The 17,704-nt window shown below is 42.5% G+C and carries 13 protein-coding genes and 2 tRNA genes; 5 read left to right on the forward strand and 10 right to left on the reverse strand.

From position 1 onward, the window contains the following. The 5 genes from NC796_RS13890 to NC796_RS13910 form a co-directional block, all read right to left on the reverse strand. A partial coding sequence (locus NC796_RS13890) for a transposase (protein WP_310685217.1) occupies nucleotides 1–447 on the reverse strand: 447 nt, incomplete at its 3' end. A gap of 352 nt (nucleotides 448–799) precedes the next feature. Then, entirely contained in the window at nucleotides 800–1,975 is a 1,176-nt protein-coding gene (locus NC796_RS13895) for a tyrosine-type recombinase/integrase (protein ID WP_310685219.1), read from the reverse strand. A gap of 291 nt (nucleotides 1,976–2,266) precedes the next feature. Beyond that, a tRNA-Ile gene (locus NC796_RS13900) sits at nucleotides 2,267–2,339 on the reverse strand. A gap of 112 nt (nucleotides 2,340–2,451) precedes the next feature. Further along, complete coding sequence (locus NC796_RS13905) at nucleotides 2,452–3,579, reverse strand: tyrosine-type recombinase/integrase (protein WP_310685221.1); 1,128 nt, start codon at nucleotides 3,577–3,579, stop codon at nucleotides 2,452–2,454. Between the two features lie 233 nt (nucleotides 3,580–3,812). Further along, nucleotides 3,813–3,902: transfer RNA gene (locus NC796_RS13910), tRNA-Leu, on the reverse strand. 428 nt (nucleotides 3,903–4,330) lie between these two features. Here NC796_RS13910 and NC796_RS13915 point away from each other — a divergent pair. The 5 genes from NC796_RS13915 (at nucleotide 4,331) to NC796_RS13935 (ending at nucleotide 11,900) form a co-directional block, all read left to right on the forward strand. Beyond that, nucleotides 4,331–8,941, forward strand: a complete 4,611-nt coding sequence (locus tag NC796_RS13915) for a hypothetical protein (RefSeq protein WP_310685223.1) — start codon at nucleotides 4,331–4,333, stop codon at nucleotides 8,939–8,941. A 146-nt stretch (nucleotides 8,942–9,087) separates the two neighbouring features. Beyond that, entirely contained in the window at nucleotides 9,088–9,303 is a 216-nt protein-coding gene (locus NC796_RS13920; RefSeq protein ID WP_310685335.1) for an excisionase family DNA-binding protein, read from the forward strand. Nucleotides 9,304–9,314: 11 nt separating this feature from the next. Further along, nucleotides 9,315–10,313 carry a hypothetical protein gene (locus NC796_RS13925; protein WP_310685225.1) on the forward strand — a complete coding sequence of 333 codons (999 nt, stop codon included), beginning with the start codon at nucleotides 9,315–9,317 and terminating at the stop codon, nucleotides 10,311–10,313. A 10-nt stretch (nucleotides 10,314–10,323) separates the two neighbouring features. Continuing rightward, entirely contained in the window at nucleotides 10,324–11,157 is an 834-nt protein-coding gene (locus NC796_RS13930; RefSeq protein WP_310685227.1) for a hypothetical protein, read from the forward strand. A gap of 17 nt (nucleotides 11,158–11,174) precedes the next feature. Next, nucleotides 11,175–11,900, forward strand: coding sequence for a hypothetical protein (locus NC796_RS13935; RefSeq protein ID WP_310685229.1), 726 nt, complete (start codon nucleotides 11,175–11,177; stop codon nucleotides 11,898–11,900). Between the two features lie 217 nt (nucleotides 11,901–12,117). On the opposite strand, the gene NC796_RS13940 is transcribed toward NC796_RS13935, so the two are convergent. The 5 genes from NC796_RS13940 to NC796_RS13960 all read right to left on the reverse strand — a co-directional run bounded on the left by NC796_RS13940 (nucleotide 12,118) and on the right by NC796_RS13960 (nucleotide 17,702). After that, complete coding sequence (locus tag NC796_RS13940; protein ID WP_310685230.1) at nucleotides 12,118–12,438, reverse strand: hypothetical protein; 321 nt, start codon at nucleotides 12,436–12,438, stop codon at nucleotides 12,118–12,120. Between the two features lie 32 nt (nucleotides 12,439–12,470). Next, a complete protein-coding gene (locus NC796_RS13945; protein ID WP_310685232.1) occupies nucleotides 12,471–12,767 on the reverse strand; it encodes a hypothetical protein in 297 nt (98 codons plus the stop codon). Between the two features lie 50 nt (nucleotides 12,768–12,817). Beyond that, nucleotides 12,818–13,093 (reverse strand): hypothetical protein, encoded by a 276-nt coding sequence (locus NC796_RS13950; RefSeq protein WP_310685233.1) that lies wholly within the window; start codon nucleotides 13,091–13,093, stop codon nucleotides 12,818–12,820. Nucleotides 13,094–13,719: 626 nt separating this feature from the next. After that, complete coding sequence (locus tag NC796_RS13955) at nucleotides 13,720–14,775, reverse strand: hypothetical protein (RefSeq protein ID WP_310685235.1); 1,056 nt, start codon at nucleotides 14,773–14,775, stop codon at nucleotides 13,720–13,722. Between the two features lie 50 nt (nucleotides 14,776–14,825). Next, on the reverse strand, nucleotides 14,826–17,702 hold the full coding sequence (locus NC796_RS13960; RefSeq protein WP_310685237.1) for a hypothetical protein: 2,877 nt from the start codon (nucleotides 17,700–17,702) through the stop codon (nucleotides 14,826–14,828). Between the last annotated feature and the right edge of the window lie 2 nt (nucleotides 17,703–17,704).

Here is a 17,704-nt window from a genome sequence, read left to right on the forward strand (position 1 = left end):
TCCCGTGCGCATCTTGACCAGCCGTTCCCGCCACAACAGCCACCCGCGCAGCTCAAGCAACGCGCCCGAGGGCAGCCGGCTCGGGCGCAGCCGGTCGCGGAACCGCCAGCAGTATTCGGCCAGCCGCCCCGCATCAATCGGGTCGGTCTTGCCCCGCCGGATGCCCAGGGAGTGCTGGACCTCGGCCGCTGAGACCATCACATAGCAGGCCCCGGCCTGCTCAAGCATCGCTGCCAACAGCAGCCCGTAGGGGCCGGTGTGCTCAAAACAAATGATCATCTGCTCCAGGCCAATTCCCCGGCTGGTCCAGCCGCTCAACATCCGCGTGATACCCCGGGGACTGTTGGCTGCTAACCCCGCCCCCGCGGGCTGATTCCCGGAGGTGGTGATTTCCCAGTCCAGCTGCTTTTGTGATACGTCAATTCCTACCCAGTAATTCCCTTCCATCGGTTTTTCTCCTATATTACATCATTGATAGTAGACTGGATACGACCAACTCCTGGTACCTTTACTGGCTCCGGTGGAGCTTACATTCTAACTAGGGCTCTTGGTCGGTAAGCTGTCGGGGACGTATACCAAAAATAGCTCTTTAAGCTGGTTCGTTTTCTAGGTCACCCCGACAGCTCCAGTCTGTTACTTGTCCCTTCAATATAGAACGTTTTACTAACGGGAATCTAAAGGTTCGTTTTTTGGTCGTTCAAAAAATGAGCAAGGATGTTGGTGTCAATGGGCATAACTGCTTTATTTCGTTACATTTGGAACTAGTTGGAATAGGGGATTATTGCAAAACAGAAGGATCTCAATCTATCCCTTTTATAGCATTCTTAATATCCTGCTGACCTAAATGCTCATAAATTTGAGTCACATCTACAGTAGAGTGTCCCATAATTTTTTGAACAATATGGATCGGTACCCCTTTGCGTAAGAGGTCAGTAGCACAGGAATGCCGAAGACCGTGCAGAGTTACGGAGTTTGGGACTTTCTCGGCCAATTTGACAAACTTTTTAAATGACTTTGACAATGATCCAGCCGTCATCCCATGAAACCTGTTTAGCCCTGTAGAGCTTGGGAAAACGTATCCATCCGTTGGTTCACCTTGTTTCTTATGCCATTCCACCAACCAAGGCTTTAAAGGCTCTCTAATCGGAATTACGCGCTCCAGTTTTGACTTTGTGGTGTTATCATCTGAATTTATAATCAATATATGGCCATGATCATCTGAGTCATCGGGATTGCCTTCCAAATTAACCTCATTCCATTTGAGATTTACTGCCTCACTAGCCCTCATGCCGCAGTAGTACATGGTATTGATCATCGGTTTGAACCATAACCTCATTTGATGGGGTTTGGTCACATACCCTTTTTCTTTTTGTTCCTTATAAAACTTGTCGAAAGCTTTAAAAACCTCCTCCAGTTCTTTCCTGGAAATAGTCTTTTGAGCTATTTTTTGCGGGACTTTGGGCGGTTTAATATCGGCGGTTATATCTTCCTTTAGAATCCCCTTTTCGTGCATCCATCGGAAGAACACCTTCAGGTGCCGAAGGTAACTTGCCTGGGTTGCCGGGGCTATATCATCCCGAAAGCAAAATTCCCGAATGTCCTTCTCCAAAATTTCTGTCACGGGCATGGTGCGACCCAGCTGATCTTCCAGCATATTCAGATGTCGCCGGTAGTTATCTTTTGTCGTCTGATTTGCCTGGCTGCGTTCTTCAATAAATTGATCGGCCGCCTTGTGCAAAGGGATATATTTGCCACGTAATTTTTGTCGTTTTTTCTTGGCTTCTTTACGAGGCGTCCATCCATTAAAGGGATCGATTTCACCCCGCTGGTATTTATCCTCATATTCTATCAAAAGTTTCTGTGCTTCCCGCTTGATCTTCGTGCCCAGGCTCAGGGCCTTTTGCTTTCTCTTCCCGTTGATCTTCTTGAAAAACCGAATGTAATACGTTCCCTTTCTCTTTTTTAGACTAGCCATATGAGCAATATTGTGTATGAAAATTACGAGTTGGTACATAGTTGGTACACGATGTACCAACTCATTCATGTGCATTGGTTCGTGTCAATTGCTCCAATTAAGTAATTAATCTTAGTAACTGACTGTACCAATGTACCAACTTTTGTACCAACTATTTACATAAATCGTTGCAAAAAGTGAAATGTTTTCACGCAGGATTTTTTGTAGAAAAGAGTAGGAAAGGGCCTAAAAATACCGTTTAAATAGCTATATGGGCGATTTCGGAGGGGTCGAAAGGAGGGAAAAGAAAAGTGGGCCCGGCAGGATTTGAACCTGCGACCAATCGATTATGAGTCGACTGCTCTAACCGCTGAGCTACGGGCCCATATATTTTTTGTGCGAAAGTATCTGTTTCAAAAGAGCGCTAAAATTAACGGATTTAAGTACTCAAAACAAGAGAAATAATATAAACTCTTATTGATAAGGGCTTCTAATATTTATATTAGATTAGCGGTTTCCCTAAAATTTAATGCTTCAGTATGATCGTAGAATAGTGAGGTTACCATAGGAGTAGAATGCCCTAGTATTTTACTGACCTTATAGAGATCACCTCCATTTTCTAAAACGTGCGTTGCAAAAGAATGACGCAGACAGTGAAAGCTCAGTTCTTTTGGGAGTCCTGCATCATTCATCACCCTGCGAAACTTTTGCTGGATACTTCGTCGCGCATATTGTCCATGTCCACGTTCTTTTTGTAGTAGGAAACAATCCTCTTTTCGTCTGTTATTATAAATTTTAGTATTATTTTTCATTTTACTTTTTAAGACGCTGTTTAAAATATTTACGATGTTAAACGCCTTATCTCCAAGTGGGATCATTCGGTCTTCAGCGGTTTTAGTTACATGGGCTGGAATTGCTATTCGACGATTATCTAAGTCTACTTCTCCCCATGTCAGAGCACTCATTTCTCCAATACGCATTCCGGTGAAATAGGCCAAGCGAATAACTAGCCCAATCATCTTGCCCTCTGTATGTTTTAGCAGCCGTTTGACTTCCGATTTTTTGAATTCCCGTTTTTTGCTTTTTACATCAAACAGAAAGCCCAAACCCTTATAGGGATTATTGTCTAAGAAATCATTCTTGTAAGCCCAAGTGAAGGCGGTTTTAATAGAACGAAGTTCAATGTTGATGGTCGTTTTGCGAATACCCTCTTTGTCGTAGCGATGAAGTTTGTATTTATTAATATCACTACGTTTATACCCATCTAAGGGACGATTACTGCAAATCCTCGTGAAGTGATTTAAGGCTCCCTTATAACTCACGAGTGTCGATTCAGCACAATTGGTCCGTACACGAGGATAATAGTATTCCTCTAAGTAATCAGAGAGTACCATTGCCTGGTTTCCATTTGTTTGAACTTCAAGTTGTTCTTTGAAGTAGTTAAGAACTTTCTCTATTCCTGCTTGCTCAGCTTTGTCTTTGGCTTTTGAACGGGTTTGTTTATCTGCATTAAGCGAGCAATTTATGCCGGTGGAAAGAGTTTTAGGATTTCCATATTCATCCTCAAAGCGTACGTAGTATCGAATTTTTTTATATCGTTTAAATGGGTAGACGGCATACTTCATCTAAGTAGGATTAGGTTAAAAGTTGATTTGGAAAAGAGAAGTCGTTGCTGGTAGGACTTAGAAACCTGAAAATCGCTTTACGGATTTTCAGTGAAGTATGATATGCGATTGGGCATTTGGTAACAAACAGGTGACAAAATGAGGAAAAAACTCCACTTCGCTAAAATAATGTTTGTACCAATGTTTGTACCTAAAAAGGTAAATCCCTGTAAGCCAATGACTTACAGGGATTGTGGTACCCGAGGCCGGACTCGAACCGGCACGGAGGTTTAGCCCCCAAGGGATTTTAAGTCCCTCGCGTCTACCAATTCCGCCACTCGGGCAAGTATCGTAATTACTTGCTGGACAACGACTTATACCGATTTTATGTGCTTTCCTGTTTGCTGCCATATCGTACTTGTTACGGCCCCAAATGACCCTCATTTGGTAACGATTAGGTAACAACTAGGTAACTAAGTCCTGCCAACAATATTTAAATGAACAATGAATTTTCGAGACTGCAAATATAAGATATTAAGAATTACTTCTACAAAGTAATTTAGAATTTTAAATCGGATGGATGGGCTAGAAATATGTGGTAGTAAATTTAGGGAGTGAAACTGGGATAAGCTCTTATAATATTTAATTTGATAAAACCTATTGCCCAAAGGAAAGTTAATAGCGTAAAATTCTAAGGATGATTTAGCTCTATATGGGTTCCTAATATTTTTGGACTGTGTTAAAAAATAATCGATAGAGAGAGAGGTTGAATATGTCATATGAAAATAATTCAAAAGGTAAAGATGTTGTTCAGCGTGGTTATTCTGTTGAGAGTGAAAAGAAAAGTTTGAGACCCGGCTGGTGTAAGGAACACCAGATCCCTCCAAAAAATACTGGGGATGGTCCCCCGAAATACCTCAAAGACGTGCGTGAGGAACAATTGACTCTTTTTGGCCCAAACGATGAATATGTTGCAATTGCTACAAATAAGAAGATTGTTATCTTGGATTTTGACAATGTCGGTCAAACTGATGAGGCAAGCCGCCCCATAGCGGAAATACTGGTTAAAGCGCCTGCCACACATCTGGTCGCCTCGGGATCCCGAAATTATCTAGAAATTATTGTTGCTGATCAAAAGGGCAGGCTTTGGTCGTATGACTTTGCGGTCAAAGAATCTGCTATTACAGATAACCCGGATGCCACACTTCTGGCGGACGATATTGAGGAAAAGATCTATTGCTTGATCGCAACCCGCCGAAGCATCATAATACAGACCGAATCGTCGAAGGGAACCGGTTATAAACTGTATGAGCTGAACAGGCGAACACGTAGATTGCAATTCCTGGGGGATTTGAACCTGGATAAATCCCTTTCCCTGCTGCATCCAAACAATGACAAGCTGCTAGTGGGATTTGAGAAGGGAGAACTACGCCTGGTAGAACCGGATAGGACCGGAACTGGAGAAACGGCTAAGGTACACACGATGGATATACCGCGGGTAACTGCTGTAGCCATGCTTACGGGGCAACACGTCTTGGTAGCCCAAAAGGGTGGCTATATCACAAAGGTTGATGTGGCGAGGGCATCCTCGGCATCTTTCAGTAGGCAGCCCGAAGCAATCGCCCGTGCCTGCAAGCTGCTTTGTGAAATCCTAAGGCGTTGCGGCTGCTTGGACCCATGTGATTGCCGGGAGCCGGATGATGATTCTGGACGAGATCGGGATGACAACCTGCCCGGCGGTATCCGTGACGACGAACCATGCGAAGATCGTCACAGCACGAAATTGCAATGGACCCCCAAACGGCTTGCGATGGTTGGAGAGCACGTGGTCGCCTTTTCGGCCGGCAATCGCCGCATGGCGGTGATGGATCAGAAGTTAAACGTAAAGTTTGAGCGGTTTCTTGGACAGGGCGGGGTGGCCGTAGCCGCCGGGCAAGCCAAAACGCAGAAGATGATCCTTTATGATTCACGTAAACGCCGCCTGGAGACGTGGGCTCTGGCAGATTATGTTCCGACACTCCAGGGCTTGCTGCCAGACGATCTTACCTTCGAACCGGAGCCTCCATCTACTGTCACCTACTATGGAAGCCGGGTGCACCGGGCTACACCGAATCCGGAATTGAAGGTTTGCGTGTTCACAGTAATTGAACCAGGACAGAGTTTTACCGATCCGAACCAGAACAAGTTGATTGCACAGATAGAACCAAACGTTTTTGACATCGTAAATGATTATTATGATGAGAACAGCTATGGAGACTTGGATGTGCAGTTCTCAGCCTTTGGTTATGATTTCGGAGGAACACGAACACCGTTGGTATTGCCACAACCGATTTCCGACTATTTCTATGACGATTTTACTCCTGGGGGTGTACAGGCGGTGATGCCCGCAGATTGGACTAATCCGCTTGTGTTGGATGGAACGGAGTCGCTCGAGTTGCGTACAAATCCACGGGTGGGGACTGGTGAAGACTATCCTATTCCCTTTGCTGCACTTTGGACCGCTCGTGACCACACCAGCTATCCGGTAGTGGTGGATTTTGATGGTACCGAAACTCTCCAGTTAACAGTCGAAACTCAAGAGGGAGACACGCATGTTCTTGATCTGGAATTTGATGCTTTGTCACTCACGCACAATCAGGGCGATGACGAGTCTGCGTTTCTCGATGCCCTTGGGACTCATTTTACGGATGCTATCCGCGACGCAGAGAGTAGCCTGACTGATAGCCCAGTCACAATACAGGATGTTATCTTCCGCAGGATCCGGCTTAATGATGATGACACCCAATTTGGATTGCTTCAGGGACAGTTCAGGGTTTCAGAGGTAGCGCCTGCTGACTTTGTTCAAAAGGGAACGATCGAAATAACATCGATTGCTACTCCATTACCTGATGCATTTGAGGCGACCGGCTTCGGCACTTTTAATCGGGAGACTGGCGTACTTACGAGCAACAGCGTCACAAGAGATTATTTTGAAACCTGTCTCCGTGCGGCACAAGCCGATGCAGGAGAAGGGCCTGGCCAGGATGATCCACATTTTAATACAGCGGTCGACTCCTCGGAAGATACTGCAGCGCAAGAGTTGACGGTAACAATCGAGCTGACCAATAATAAGGGTGGGGCAGGTGCAAATATTGAGGTAATTAACAGCAGCGGACATAGTGAGTCTGGCTGGTCGGCAGCAATACCGTTGTCAGGTAGTGAGAGTAACGTCAATAATCAGAACACACTGCGATACTCCAGAAAATTAGCTGATGATGTATTTACAGCCGCAATGGATCATATTCGCACGCTGGGTCCGTGGAATCCTGATAATACACGAGCTATGTTCGAAGAGTTTGACGTTATGATGATCGGTTTTGTAGGAGAACCACCGTCATCCATCCCGTTGGCTGACCGGTGGGGAGCCGACGATCCAGCCGACTTTGGAAGACTGCGCATGTTCAGAAGAACGCACATTGCTGTTGATCTTAACAACCCGGATCCTGACGATACTCCGGTCAGTATGAATACCAGTGTTGTGATCGGGCAGGAGTTTAACGGTTTTTCGCCTGGTATAATGGCACATGAACTTGGGCATGCTATCGGGCTCCCTGATCTTTACAGTGCCTCTGGATTCAGAGATGATGTGCTTTATATCGACCGTTGGGCGATGATGGGGGGCGGTAACTGGCGCTTCAATCACTTTTGCGGATGGAGTAAATGGAAGCTCGATTGGATTGTTGAGGATGACGATGACGATCTGAACCGTGTGATCGAGGTCCCGATGCCGGCCCCTATGGACACCAGCGTTACCGAGGCATGGCTTGTGCCGGTTGAGTATTGGGATGGTAGCATGAAAACAGATGTAAGAGCGGTTGTAGGGGGTTCAGTACCGATTGGGCAACTGATGAAGATTCATCTGGGAAGTGACGGGGGTGTGATTAATTTTTTGGAGCTACATGCACCGGGTGTTCAATACTCGCAAAACCTTCCTCCATCTCCATCGGTAATCGCCACTAATGTTCTCGATCCGGAATCAGATCGGCGATGGGCAGTGAATGGGCTGTATCGCCGAAGTGTGCATCGACTTAACCAAGGGAACGAATTGATGTCAGCAGGTGACACTTGGGATTTCGCTTCGGGTGTCGAATTCCCTTTGAAAGGGACCACTGTCGAGGTAGTAGATGTACAATCTATTCGTGGGGGGAGTATTCCGGTATTTCATCTTCGGGTGGAACGAGAACAGGCAGAGTTCATTGACCTGCACTTTCAGGATCACGTGCCATCTTGGCGTAGTCCCGATATTTGGATTGACTGGCCCGGTGATAACCCAGACCCAGATGTGCCACGAGTATATCCTGAGGGAACACCGACAGATCAAGGAGAAACGGTACGATTTCCGTCCTCAGGATTTGAACGTCACTTCATGGTTGCACGGGTTCATAACGCAGGAAATATAAGAGCCGAGGACGTTAAAGTACGCTGGTTTATCTGTGATCCTCCCGGGTCGGGAGACGACGGGCGGTGGATCGAACGTGACACAATGACTATTGCTGAAGTTGGTCCAGATACGTCCGAAATAGCTCCTTTTGACTGGAATATAGACAACGCAACGAATGTACACCAGTGTCTTCGTGCGGAAATCATAGACTGGACAATCCCTTCTGAAGTTGATCCTTCAACTGGGGACACGATTCATCTTGCTAGCGATGATGTTAAACTCCAGAACAACAACGCGCAGCAAAACGTCTTCGACTTCGAGGCACTGGCTGCCAGTCCATATGATACAATTGAGTTTCAGATGCAAGTACATAATGACTATGTAGAGACAGAAGTTGCCGCACTGGTACCGGATGGCCTGCCATGGGGATCGAAATTAGAAGTTTCACCCGCAGAAGTCCATGTTAAACCTGGAACAAATCGGATATTTAACTGCAAACTTTCCTTGGATGATTCGATCATTCAGCCAGGTTGTGACAATGATAGTGGATTCTTGCTCACTATATGGCGAAGAGCTGAGGACTCAGATGAGAAATGGGGAAGTTGTTTCTATTTTATCCGGCCTCGTTACAAAACAGAATTAAGACTAGGCAAAGGGTATTGGATAAATAGAAGAATCGAACTGCACGGACAATGGAGGTTGTCTACTCAAGACAACATAGATATAACTGGTGAGTTTCCTCTTTTTGTCCGTATCCGCCTAGCGATACATACAGAAGGAGAAGATGAAATAATCTGGCGTACGGTCCAGATGGATAGTAACGGTAATTTCAGTATGAATATCGAACGGGATCTTGTAGCGAATGAGAATTCGCTCACAGCACAAGCGTGGTTCGATCGTACTGACCTTCTGGGTTCCAGTGTTTCTGAGCCTCTAGTGATTAATAGATCAGTTATTGAATGAATTAAATCTTAAGGTTGTAGCCAATCTGACAAATAGAACTACTGCCGGGATCACTGCAACCATGTTGCACTTGGGGAAGTACGTAACCTGCCAATGATTATTGGCGATAGTTTGAAGTTAGTTTAAAAAATATCAAATAAGTCTATATTTCCTTTACAACCCAGGCAGCAGCCAACTTTTTGGGCGTCTCACGACAGGATTTGGTCGATTTGCTGGAAGACGGTGAGATACCTTTCCACAAGGTGGCTAGCCATCGCCGCGTCTATTTCCGGGATTTAAAAGAATGCGCCGATCGTCGGGATTCGAAACGTCGCGAAACTCTGGATGATCTCTTTGATAAAGTAACTAAAGCTGATAAATAAGGGAGCGTACTATGCTTAAAAAAGTTTTTGCACCAGTTCTACGCTTCTTTACCCTTATTGCTAGTGCACTTGCGGGTATCAGTGCCGTTTGTACGGCGGTGGGATTCCTCGCTCACCGTGCTCATCTCAATATGCTGGGGGTCAGCAACATCCCTGTTGATTTGAACCAGTATATGTATACCGGTGCGCAATTCCTCGCTTATCTACCCTTTAAGTTAATTTCCATCATTGCGTTGAATATTCTGGATCTGGGGCGTACCTATTTTCTTGAGTTCTCCGTTACGTTAGTGGTGCTATTTATCATGTATTGGCTTCTACGCTTCAGATTGGTACGGCAATTCAGCCAGGAATTTCTTAATGACATTAAAAACTTTATTAGACATCATCGCAGCACCTTATGGTTAGTTATACTTATCGGTCAATTCATTGCGGTACACCAGCTGTTAAAAGCAAGCAGAATAACTAGTCTTCTTTTTGGCGACAATATACCAGCACCGCCTTCCCAATCTATTGAATTCCCTCTTTGGGCCGATGAAGGGGTACTAGCTTTTTGGATTTCTACCAACGAAAGTGGCGAACTTTTGCAGTTTTTGGGGTGGTTGGCATTGATCATAATTATTACAGCGGTCATCTTGTGGAAGATGATTGGCACCTACCGCAAGATTGAACTAAGAATGTCCCGTTTTTGGCAAACCTTTTGGCTCGGTGTAAATTTAATGCTTTTCTGTACTCAAATAATCCTGTTTCCAATCAATTATGGGATTCTACTTTTATCTAATGAGTATCCTCAAGTTGAGGTTGTAGTGGATGATTCTTTAAGGGGAAATCCGTTATGGCAGGGAGATGAGCGTTTGATATTAATAGATAGTCAGAATGGAAAGTTTTATTTTTATTCGAGATCAGAGAGACGTCTTTGGTATATTAAAGATAGCGATATCCATTCTATAAGCTACTTTGGGATGGTAGATATTTTCGAATCAGCTGATCAGGCTGATTTAAGGGAAAATTAAGGGGGCTCATATGTTAAAAAGGACAATCGGTGTTCTCTTTTCTCTGTTATTTGGGTTGTTATTACCGGAAGGATGGGCACAAGAGGAGGTTATAGGGCGTATTCAACGCATCGCTGATATTTCCAGTGCAAAGCCAGTTCTAATTGATGAGGAGACCGACAGGGTACAGATTCAACGGGAAGAATGGATAAACGCAAGACCTAAAATTGATTTGTTCAGGCGCGAGTTGATGCAAGTGAAAAAAAATATTCGTGCGGATCTTAGGATCAGGCTACCTGATCAAAAAGGTAACATTTTCTTGGTGCCTAACTCTCCCGATACCCTCCATATGATAAAAGAAGAGGGGATATATAGAATTACTGAAACCCCTGAGAAGCTGGGAGGATTTAAGCTTCTGGTTGTAAAGGGATCTCTGGTTTTTGATTGGTTATATGGTAAGCTCAGGGTCGATGCAGTGGGCGTTAGTATCGATATAAGTGGTACCAGTGCGGCAATCGTCGTGGATGATAGTGGTGATCAAGGCATCGTATTTCTGGAGCAGGGTACAATCAGTTTTCCAGAGTTCCCAAATATTCAAGTCAACTCCATGGAGGCCTTCCTCTTGCGGCGTGGTCTACCGCCAACGAAATTTGACCTGGGTGCACAACAGGCACAGCAGTTACAAGATTTTGTTCAATATAACGTGAAGGATGTATGGTCAAGATTCAGGCCCTGGTGGCAGAAACCAAAGTTTTATATCCCCGCTTTAGCGATTACAGTTGGAGGAGGGATAATTCTCCTTAGCGGGGACGGTGGAGGTAATGGTCCAGCATCTGGCAGTGTAATTATTGACATCCCACAGTGAACACAATTATTTGATATTTGAAAGGAGGAGCCATGATAATTCCCCGGTGGATAAACTGGTATTTTCTCATTAGTTGTTTTTTTGTAACATCCTGTGGTAATGAACAAATATCTGATTTCAAGGAAACCAGGCAGAGTCAGGTACAAATCGATCTTCGAGGATTGAAAACATTTTCAAATTCTGGAAACCTGCAAGACGTTGCCTCAGTTGTTGACTCATTGAACCTGAAGGTTCTACCGAGGGACGGGACAGATCAACTCCATTCAAGAAAATTGACACAGACGGATTCGATTATCACATTCGACATCGAAGTCGAGCGTGGACCAGTGGAGTTTAACGCTGAAATATTTAGCAATAATCAAACTTTGATCTATGCTGGAAGCGACGCTTTCGAAGTCAGAGAAGATGGTTTTGAGGTCCGAATTCAGTTAATGCCAGTTAACGCAATCCTAGCAGTTGAACCCGACTCTCTTTTTATGGGGGCAGATGGAGTGTTTTCAGTATTAAATAAAGGTACGAAGCAGTTGGAATGGTGGGTTGAGGAAATTATCCCAGAGCTAAAGTGCGGCAACGTTCTGTGTCTGCAAATTAGGCCTGAATCAGACTTTGTTCCTGCAAAAAGCTCGATGTCAGTAACAGCTATTTTTAATGGTGACACGCTGGGGACAAATTTCCTTGTGAGGTTAGCATCGCAAGTCGGACACGTGGAATTTAATGTACTAACTGCTGACTCAACCCAGTAATGGGCTACTATATTTTCTTTATTAAGGGCATATACAACCACATCCGCCAATCCCCCGCTGGTACTGCCAGTCGTATAAGATAATGCTATAATTTGCCCGGTAATCAGATACGGCTTCCCCAGAAATTCAAAGCTCTCATTTTTTATGATTTCATTTGCTTCTTTACCGTGCGGAACTGGGCAATGCCCTGCAAGTCGAGATCAAAGGCGATCAATTGTTACCGTTTTTTAAAAGCTCCATTGGCCAATTGCACTAGGCCACTTTCCTTATAGGAATGGCCTGCAGCGGTCAATCCCTGATCCACTAATTCTTTTGAGATCGCCAATGCAGTGGCTTCATCAACCACAAAATTATTGTCTACAGGTACCTTTAATTTCGCCTGCAGTTCACGCACCTTCTTGATGGTATTCTTTCCAGCAATGCTTTTGGATACTTCTTTCTGGGAAACAGAAAACCCCAAAGCAGCCAGTGCCTGATGCAGTAAACTTACGGTATGGTTTTGTTGGTTCCGGGTAATGGGTTTCAGTGGGGTTTTCATGATGTTGTTATTAAGTGTTACCGATAATAACTTTATTGGGTGTTAATTTGTTCTGTTGATGTTTTTTGCTTCAACTCAAACACCTTCTGAGTACTATGTGTGGAAGACTCGTGATAATTAAAACCGGATCGGACAAGTATGAATCGAATATCCTCGGGAATTCTGGTCACGTAAGAAAACTTCTGTACGATTCCAGGCTCTACAAACCATTCCCTCTTTTCATACCCCTCCTTGTCATTTTCTTTGACTTTCTTTTCCAGCACATTGGTTTTTACTATCTCCTCAGGGAAGCCGGCAATATTTATCGGTGATTCTGAATCCAGAAACAAACCGATATTTGTATTTTCTCTAATCCCTTTAATTGTTAGTAGAAGTTATTTTATTTTTTTCTTACCAGCCCCTTATTGGTTAGTACCATGATAATTTCAACGATATAATGGCCATTTTGCGGACCAAAATAATTTGCTGCTAATTCAAACTGGATACGATCTGCATGTAATCTGTTTTGCTCCGCCTGCTTAGCCTCTTCTTTTGCCGATAGCTCTTTCTGTTTTGCTACCTGTTCTTCCCTTCTCCGTTTATCCAGGCGATGTCCGAAATATAAAATCAAAAGAGATATGGTGGCGGCTATTAGTGTGTTGATTATATTAAGCATGGTTATAATTACTTAAGTAAATGGTCTGGACCCTATTAATATGAGTTTAAAGTTTCCTGTAACAAAGAATATCAAAAGGGATTAAAGTGTCTGCCAATATTGCCAGCGCTTTTCTCCATTTAGAAACCCAATTGGCTCATTTTTTCTTACCAGGATAACCCCATAGGCCGCTAACTTGACAGGTGCTTCTAAATACCGGAACGCAGCTGCTATGCACTAAAAAAAGACAAAGTCTGCTTCTTTATGCTGGATGTTTTTGAAAATATCGTCGGGCACAGTATATATCTTAGCCTGAGGTTATGGAAATTGATTATGAGTGAGATCATCAATCAATCTATTTGAAGGTACGGCGGAAATCCATCACTATTCGTTCAATAAACAGCTAATTTGATTCATTTTTTGAGCAAGAAGCTCCTAAATCATCAAAGATGATAAAGTGATTGAAATGTCAAGTCACTAAAAAAGGACGCTTCAAGTATCCACGAAACACCGGGAGTTCTTGATGTTTTTTAATGGCCAACTGTTGTTTATCAAACATGTAAGAATTGATCGTAAGTAACTCTCCAGACTAACCCAATTATACAAATATTAGTGTTAGATCCCCAAAAATAAAGGCAACTATTTGATTATATGAAATGTAAATTTCCAAAATCCACTTTCTTTTCATTCGCTATTTTACCAGCCTGTCGTAGCTGTATTCTCAGATAATCAGCACGGTGATAAATTTTTTCATTGTATTTGAAAAGATGCCTATTCTCTCCCAACCGATTAACAAGATATTTTGTTAGGGTATGATCTTTACCGATATCATCGAATAATTTAAGCCTTGGATCATTATGTGTACTTTCCAGTTTGATAACACCGCTTTTATATACTTTGGAAAATGTTATTGCCCAGAGGATGAATTCAAAATACCAAATTAATTGTTCTCTTGCAGTGTCCAGCGAAATCACCTCTCCTTGGTGACTTAGGGGGTGATGAAGTTCCTTTAACCGTTTAAAAATATCATTATAAGAGTCAGGATCGGAAAGAAGGTCCAACCTTATTACATTCTCTAGCTCATCGAACATAATATCATTTAGAACTTTCTGGTTCACAGCATACGCCATTGCTGAGTCTACAATTGAAATAGTTTCTGAAATTCCGAGTTTCCCTGAGCTGCTATTTTTCGATTTTCCCGCATTTGCCACTACTGCTCTTACTTTTGGAGCAAGCAACCCATTGTATGCCAGATTAGCCCCATACTGAATTCTTGAAATATTAGCCTTTTCAATTCGATGTGCTTTCAGAAAATCTGTGTAAGAATCAAAGTTAAGTCTCTTTGAAATACCGACGTTTTTATAAAGGATTATTGTATTAGACTTGTTACCTGCAGGAACAGTGTTCATGAATTTCCCTACAACAAATCGCGAGTTTACAACCCTACCTACCATTTTGCCTACCAATGACTTAACCAATGAGCTCCCAGCAGTATTAATTGCTATACCAACAAGGAAATCGAGAAAAATATCGATTGCTAAACTAGTCTTAGGTTGAGACTCTATTTGTCCTTTAACTTGCTCAAATTGCAAAAAAGCGATAAGAGCGGCGTTGGAGATTGTATCTAAATACGCATTTGAATTCCTGCGTGAATGTGATGTAAATCTCAGCAGATCGGCTTTGTCTTCAGGCGCTAAACTCATATATATTGAATTAACAATGGTGAATTTTTATACTAACTTGGGTGTATAATTTAAATCTGTCTTCCGGTTATTGGATCATACTCAACCTCCACCGGAACCGTCTGGTCCGTTGGCAAGATTTCAATCCACTGGTCAAATATCTCATAGTTTTCCCCAATGTTGGCCCTGAAGCTATCTTCCAATGGAAAAAATCCATGCTCATAAACCCGATCAATGGGTGTTGAAGTGACCCTGTTTTTATCATCTACTAAGGCAGGATCAGATACTTCACTTTTTTTAGGAAAATCATCTTTTTTGAGACCTTCTTTATGCTTTTTGTCTATTCTATTAGCAAGATCCATTAAGACATCCATCATCTTTTGACCATCTAAAGGATTACCATCCATATCCTTTTCCTCTGGATTGTTAGAATGATACAAGACATCTTCAGTAATGCCATTCATCCCCTCAACAGCTGTTAACCAATTGATAGCAGCTTTTTCTTTACCTGGCCTGATAGGCATAACTGCTTTGACCCAGGGAGAATTCAAAAAAGCGTTCCTTCTATTATCACCATCTATTTGCAGAAGCCAGCCCAAAGAACTGCCGAATTTTGCAGGAACAGAATCTTCAGTGATATAATAATTTTCACGCCTGGTTCCGATGGTATCCCCCCAACCCACGGTATTAGACACTAAAATTTTGGGGTCAACAATAGAAGGATCCTCAGCTTCACTTACAGCATCCAGTTCGTCGGTAAATTTGGCTGGAAAAGTACCTGCAAATGAAGTGCGAATAGCAGAAACGGAAGATGCTGAATTGTTTTGTAAAGATGAATTGCCAGAAGTTTCATAAAGCTGTTGTTTACTTTTGTGCAGCCTTGGCCGCCACCATTCGGGAGCAACGAAATACAGCATTTTGTCAACGTCAAAAATAGAATTGATTAATTCAGCTAACACGTGTCTGGTCTTGTCATCTGGAGTTGAGACTTTATTCAATAGCATCCCTTGTATTAAACGCCTGTAGATAACAATCCTTTCTTCTTCTCGTAACTCTTGAGTATTTCGTGCTGTAATATTACTTACGGCATTAATCCTGTCTTTAACAGTTTCTAAATACGCAGTTTCGTAGGCTGTTTTTTCTTCGGCTTTAAAATTTTCAACGTTGGCTTCGTTTTCTGCGTCAATTCGTTTATTTGCGATACTGTTGGGTTCCCAATGTAACGTCAAATTAACCTGGATGCCATTATTACCTTCAAAATTGACCGTATCCAAATGCAAGTCAAATGATGCTTGTCCGTCCATGCTGACCAGAGTGTCTTCTACTATTGATGCCGTTGCAACTTGGCCGAGTGCATCGAATTCCACCATTTTTAATTCGTGATTTGCAAAGGGTGAGGCAAAATTAAAAGGCCAAACCGCCTGAATAGTTTCAAAATTACCACTCCTTCCAAAACTACCTTCATTATTCCCATCACTTTCTTTACCATTTACATATACTTCATCCTTGTCGGCGCCTTCATCATTAGTTGCTCTAAAAGGGATGGTGACCGACTTCACTTCCTTGCTGGTTTGAAGTCTTGGTATTTCTTCCGGATGTTTTAATCCATCTAATTCTGGTGATTGTGCAATATGCATAAGATTCGCAAGGCCAAGATCTTGGCCAGCATCGTCTACATAGGTTTGCCAACAGAGATAAGTTCCAATATCCTGAACCTGGACACCTACTTGCCTCATTTTTCTTCTTAATTCGTAGTTGATTAATTTGTTGGTAGTATTGGAAAGCACATGTTCTGTACTACTAAATTCAGTAAGTTCTGTAACGGTTTTAAATGTGCTTTTAAAGTTTTTCCTGATTTCAGATGATAATTTTTGAGTTTGTTCTCGCATACTCTTATGCGTTTTTTCTCTTGCGTTATTTTGCGAGCTTTCGTAGTCAAAACTTGAAGTAGCTTCAATGTCAGTATATGAAGCTGTTACGCTTGCGCCAAAATTCAGAGTCTTTGAATTTTCACTACTAACCGCATCTGAAATTTCATCTTTAATTGTCGTTTCAGATTCTGATTTTGTAAATATGTCGAAGGAATTCTCTATTGTTTTTTCAACAACACTTCTTCGGGTATGTTCTTCTATAAGTGTTGCACTTGAACCGGGACTAAGCCAAACATGACTCTCAGGTGTGCCTAAAAAAGTATCTAGTTCAAAGAAATACTGCCTAAACAGATGCACAACACTTATTGGTGAAAGTGAGACTCCCTGAAGCTGTTCCTTTTCAGTTGGATCAAGGTTGTCAATATCAAGAAAAGCTTCGGTTCTATTATCCGAAGTAATCATTTTTATCAATGATTCTGCCTGCTCATGCCTATCCATTGATTTATAAAATAGTTCCTCCAAAATAGTATGTCTTTGTTCTTTTACTAAATAAAGCAATGCTCCAGCAATTGATGATTCATACTGTAATTGCTTTCTCAAAATTCCTATGGCTGCTGCTTCTGATTCAGCCGTTCTTTTTTCCCTAGGGAGATTTGAATATAGATCAGAATAAAATTTTGCAGCATCTTTTGTCAACATGGACTTAATGGACGAATTATTGATAATTCTGGGCCAAACTGATGAGTCATAGTCTTCAAATTTTGGAATAAGATTAGAAATTCTTTCAAGCACTAAACTTTTACTGTTTTTTAGTTCACCCCCCTTCAAGATACCTGGTTTGATATCTATAATGAGTTCATTTTTATTACTGAGTTTTAGGTTTACAAGATCTGAAAATTGATTCTGCAATTTTTTTAGAAGAACTGCTTTTTCTTCTTTAAACCCTTTATTAAATCTTTTTTCTAATCGCTTAGATCTCCACCCAAGAAGGGGTTGATAAACACCAAATAACTCACTGGCATATGGCAACACATTTGTGTATTTGGTTAAATCGGTAATTCGTTTTACTGTGCTCATGA

Origin of the sequence: Aliifodinibius sp. S!AR15-10 (genome assembly GCF_031569985.1) — a bacterium.
Taxonomy (GTDB): domain Bacteria; phylum Bacteroidota; class Rhodothermia; order Balneolales; family Balneolaceae; genus JAMQKA01.

What these genes read in the sequence shown, in the direction of transcription:
- NC796_RS13905 (WP_310685221.1), bottom strand. Translation starts at nt 3,579, where the DNA reads ATGAAGTATGCCGTCTACCCATTTAAACGATATAAAAAAATTCGATAC.
- NC796_RS13895 (WP_310685219.1), bottom strand. Translation starts at nt 1,975, where the DNA reads ATGGCTAGTCTAAAAAAGAGAAAGGGAACGTATTACATTCGGTTTTTC.
- NC796_RS13915 (WP_310685223.1), top strand. Translation starts at nt 4,331, where the DNA reads ATGTCATATGAAAATAATTCAAAAGGTAAAGATGTTGTTCAGCGTGGT.
- NC796_RS13950 (WP_310685233.1), bottom strand. Translation starts at nt 13,093, where the DNA reads ATGCTTAATATAATCAACACACTAATAGCCGCCACCATATCTCTTTTG.
- NC796_RS13930 (WP_310685227.1), top strand. Translation starts at nt 10,324, where the DNA reads ATGTTAAAAAGGACAATCGGTGTTCTCTTTTCTCTGTTATTTGGGTTG.
- NC796_RS13940 (WP_310685230.1), bottom strand. Translation starts at nt 12,438, where the DNA reads ATGAAAACCCCACTGAAACCCATTACCCGGAACCAACAAAACCATACC.
- NC796_RS13960 (WP_310685237.1), bottom strand. Translation starts at nt 17,702, where the DNA reads ATGAGCACAGTAAAACGAATTACCGATTTAACCAAATACACAAATGTG.
- NC796_RS13925 (WP_310685225.1), top strand. Translation starts at nt 9,315, where the DNA reads ATGCTTAAAAAAGTTTTTGCACCAGTTCTACGCTTCTTTACCCTTATT.
- NC796_RS13955 (WP_310685235.1), bottom strand. Translation starts at nt 14,775, where the DNA reads ATGAGTTTAGCGCCTGAAGACAAAGCCGATCTGCTGAGATTTACATCA.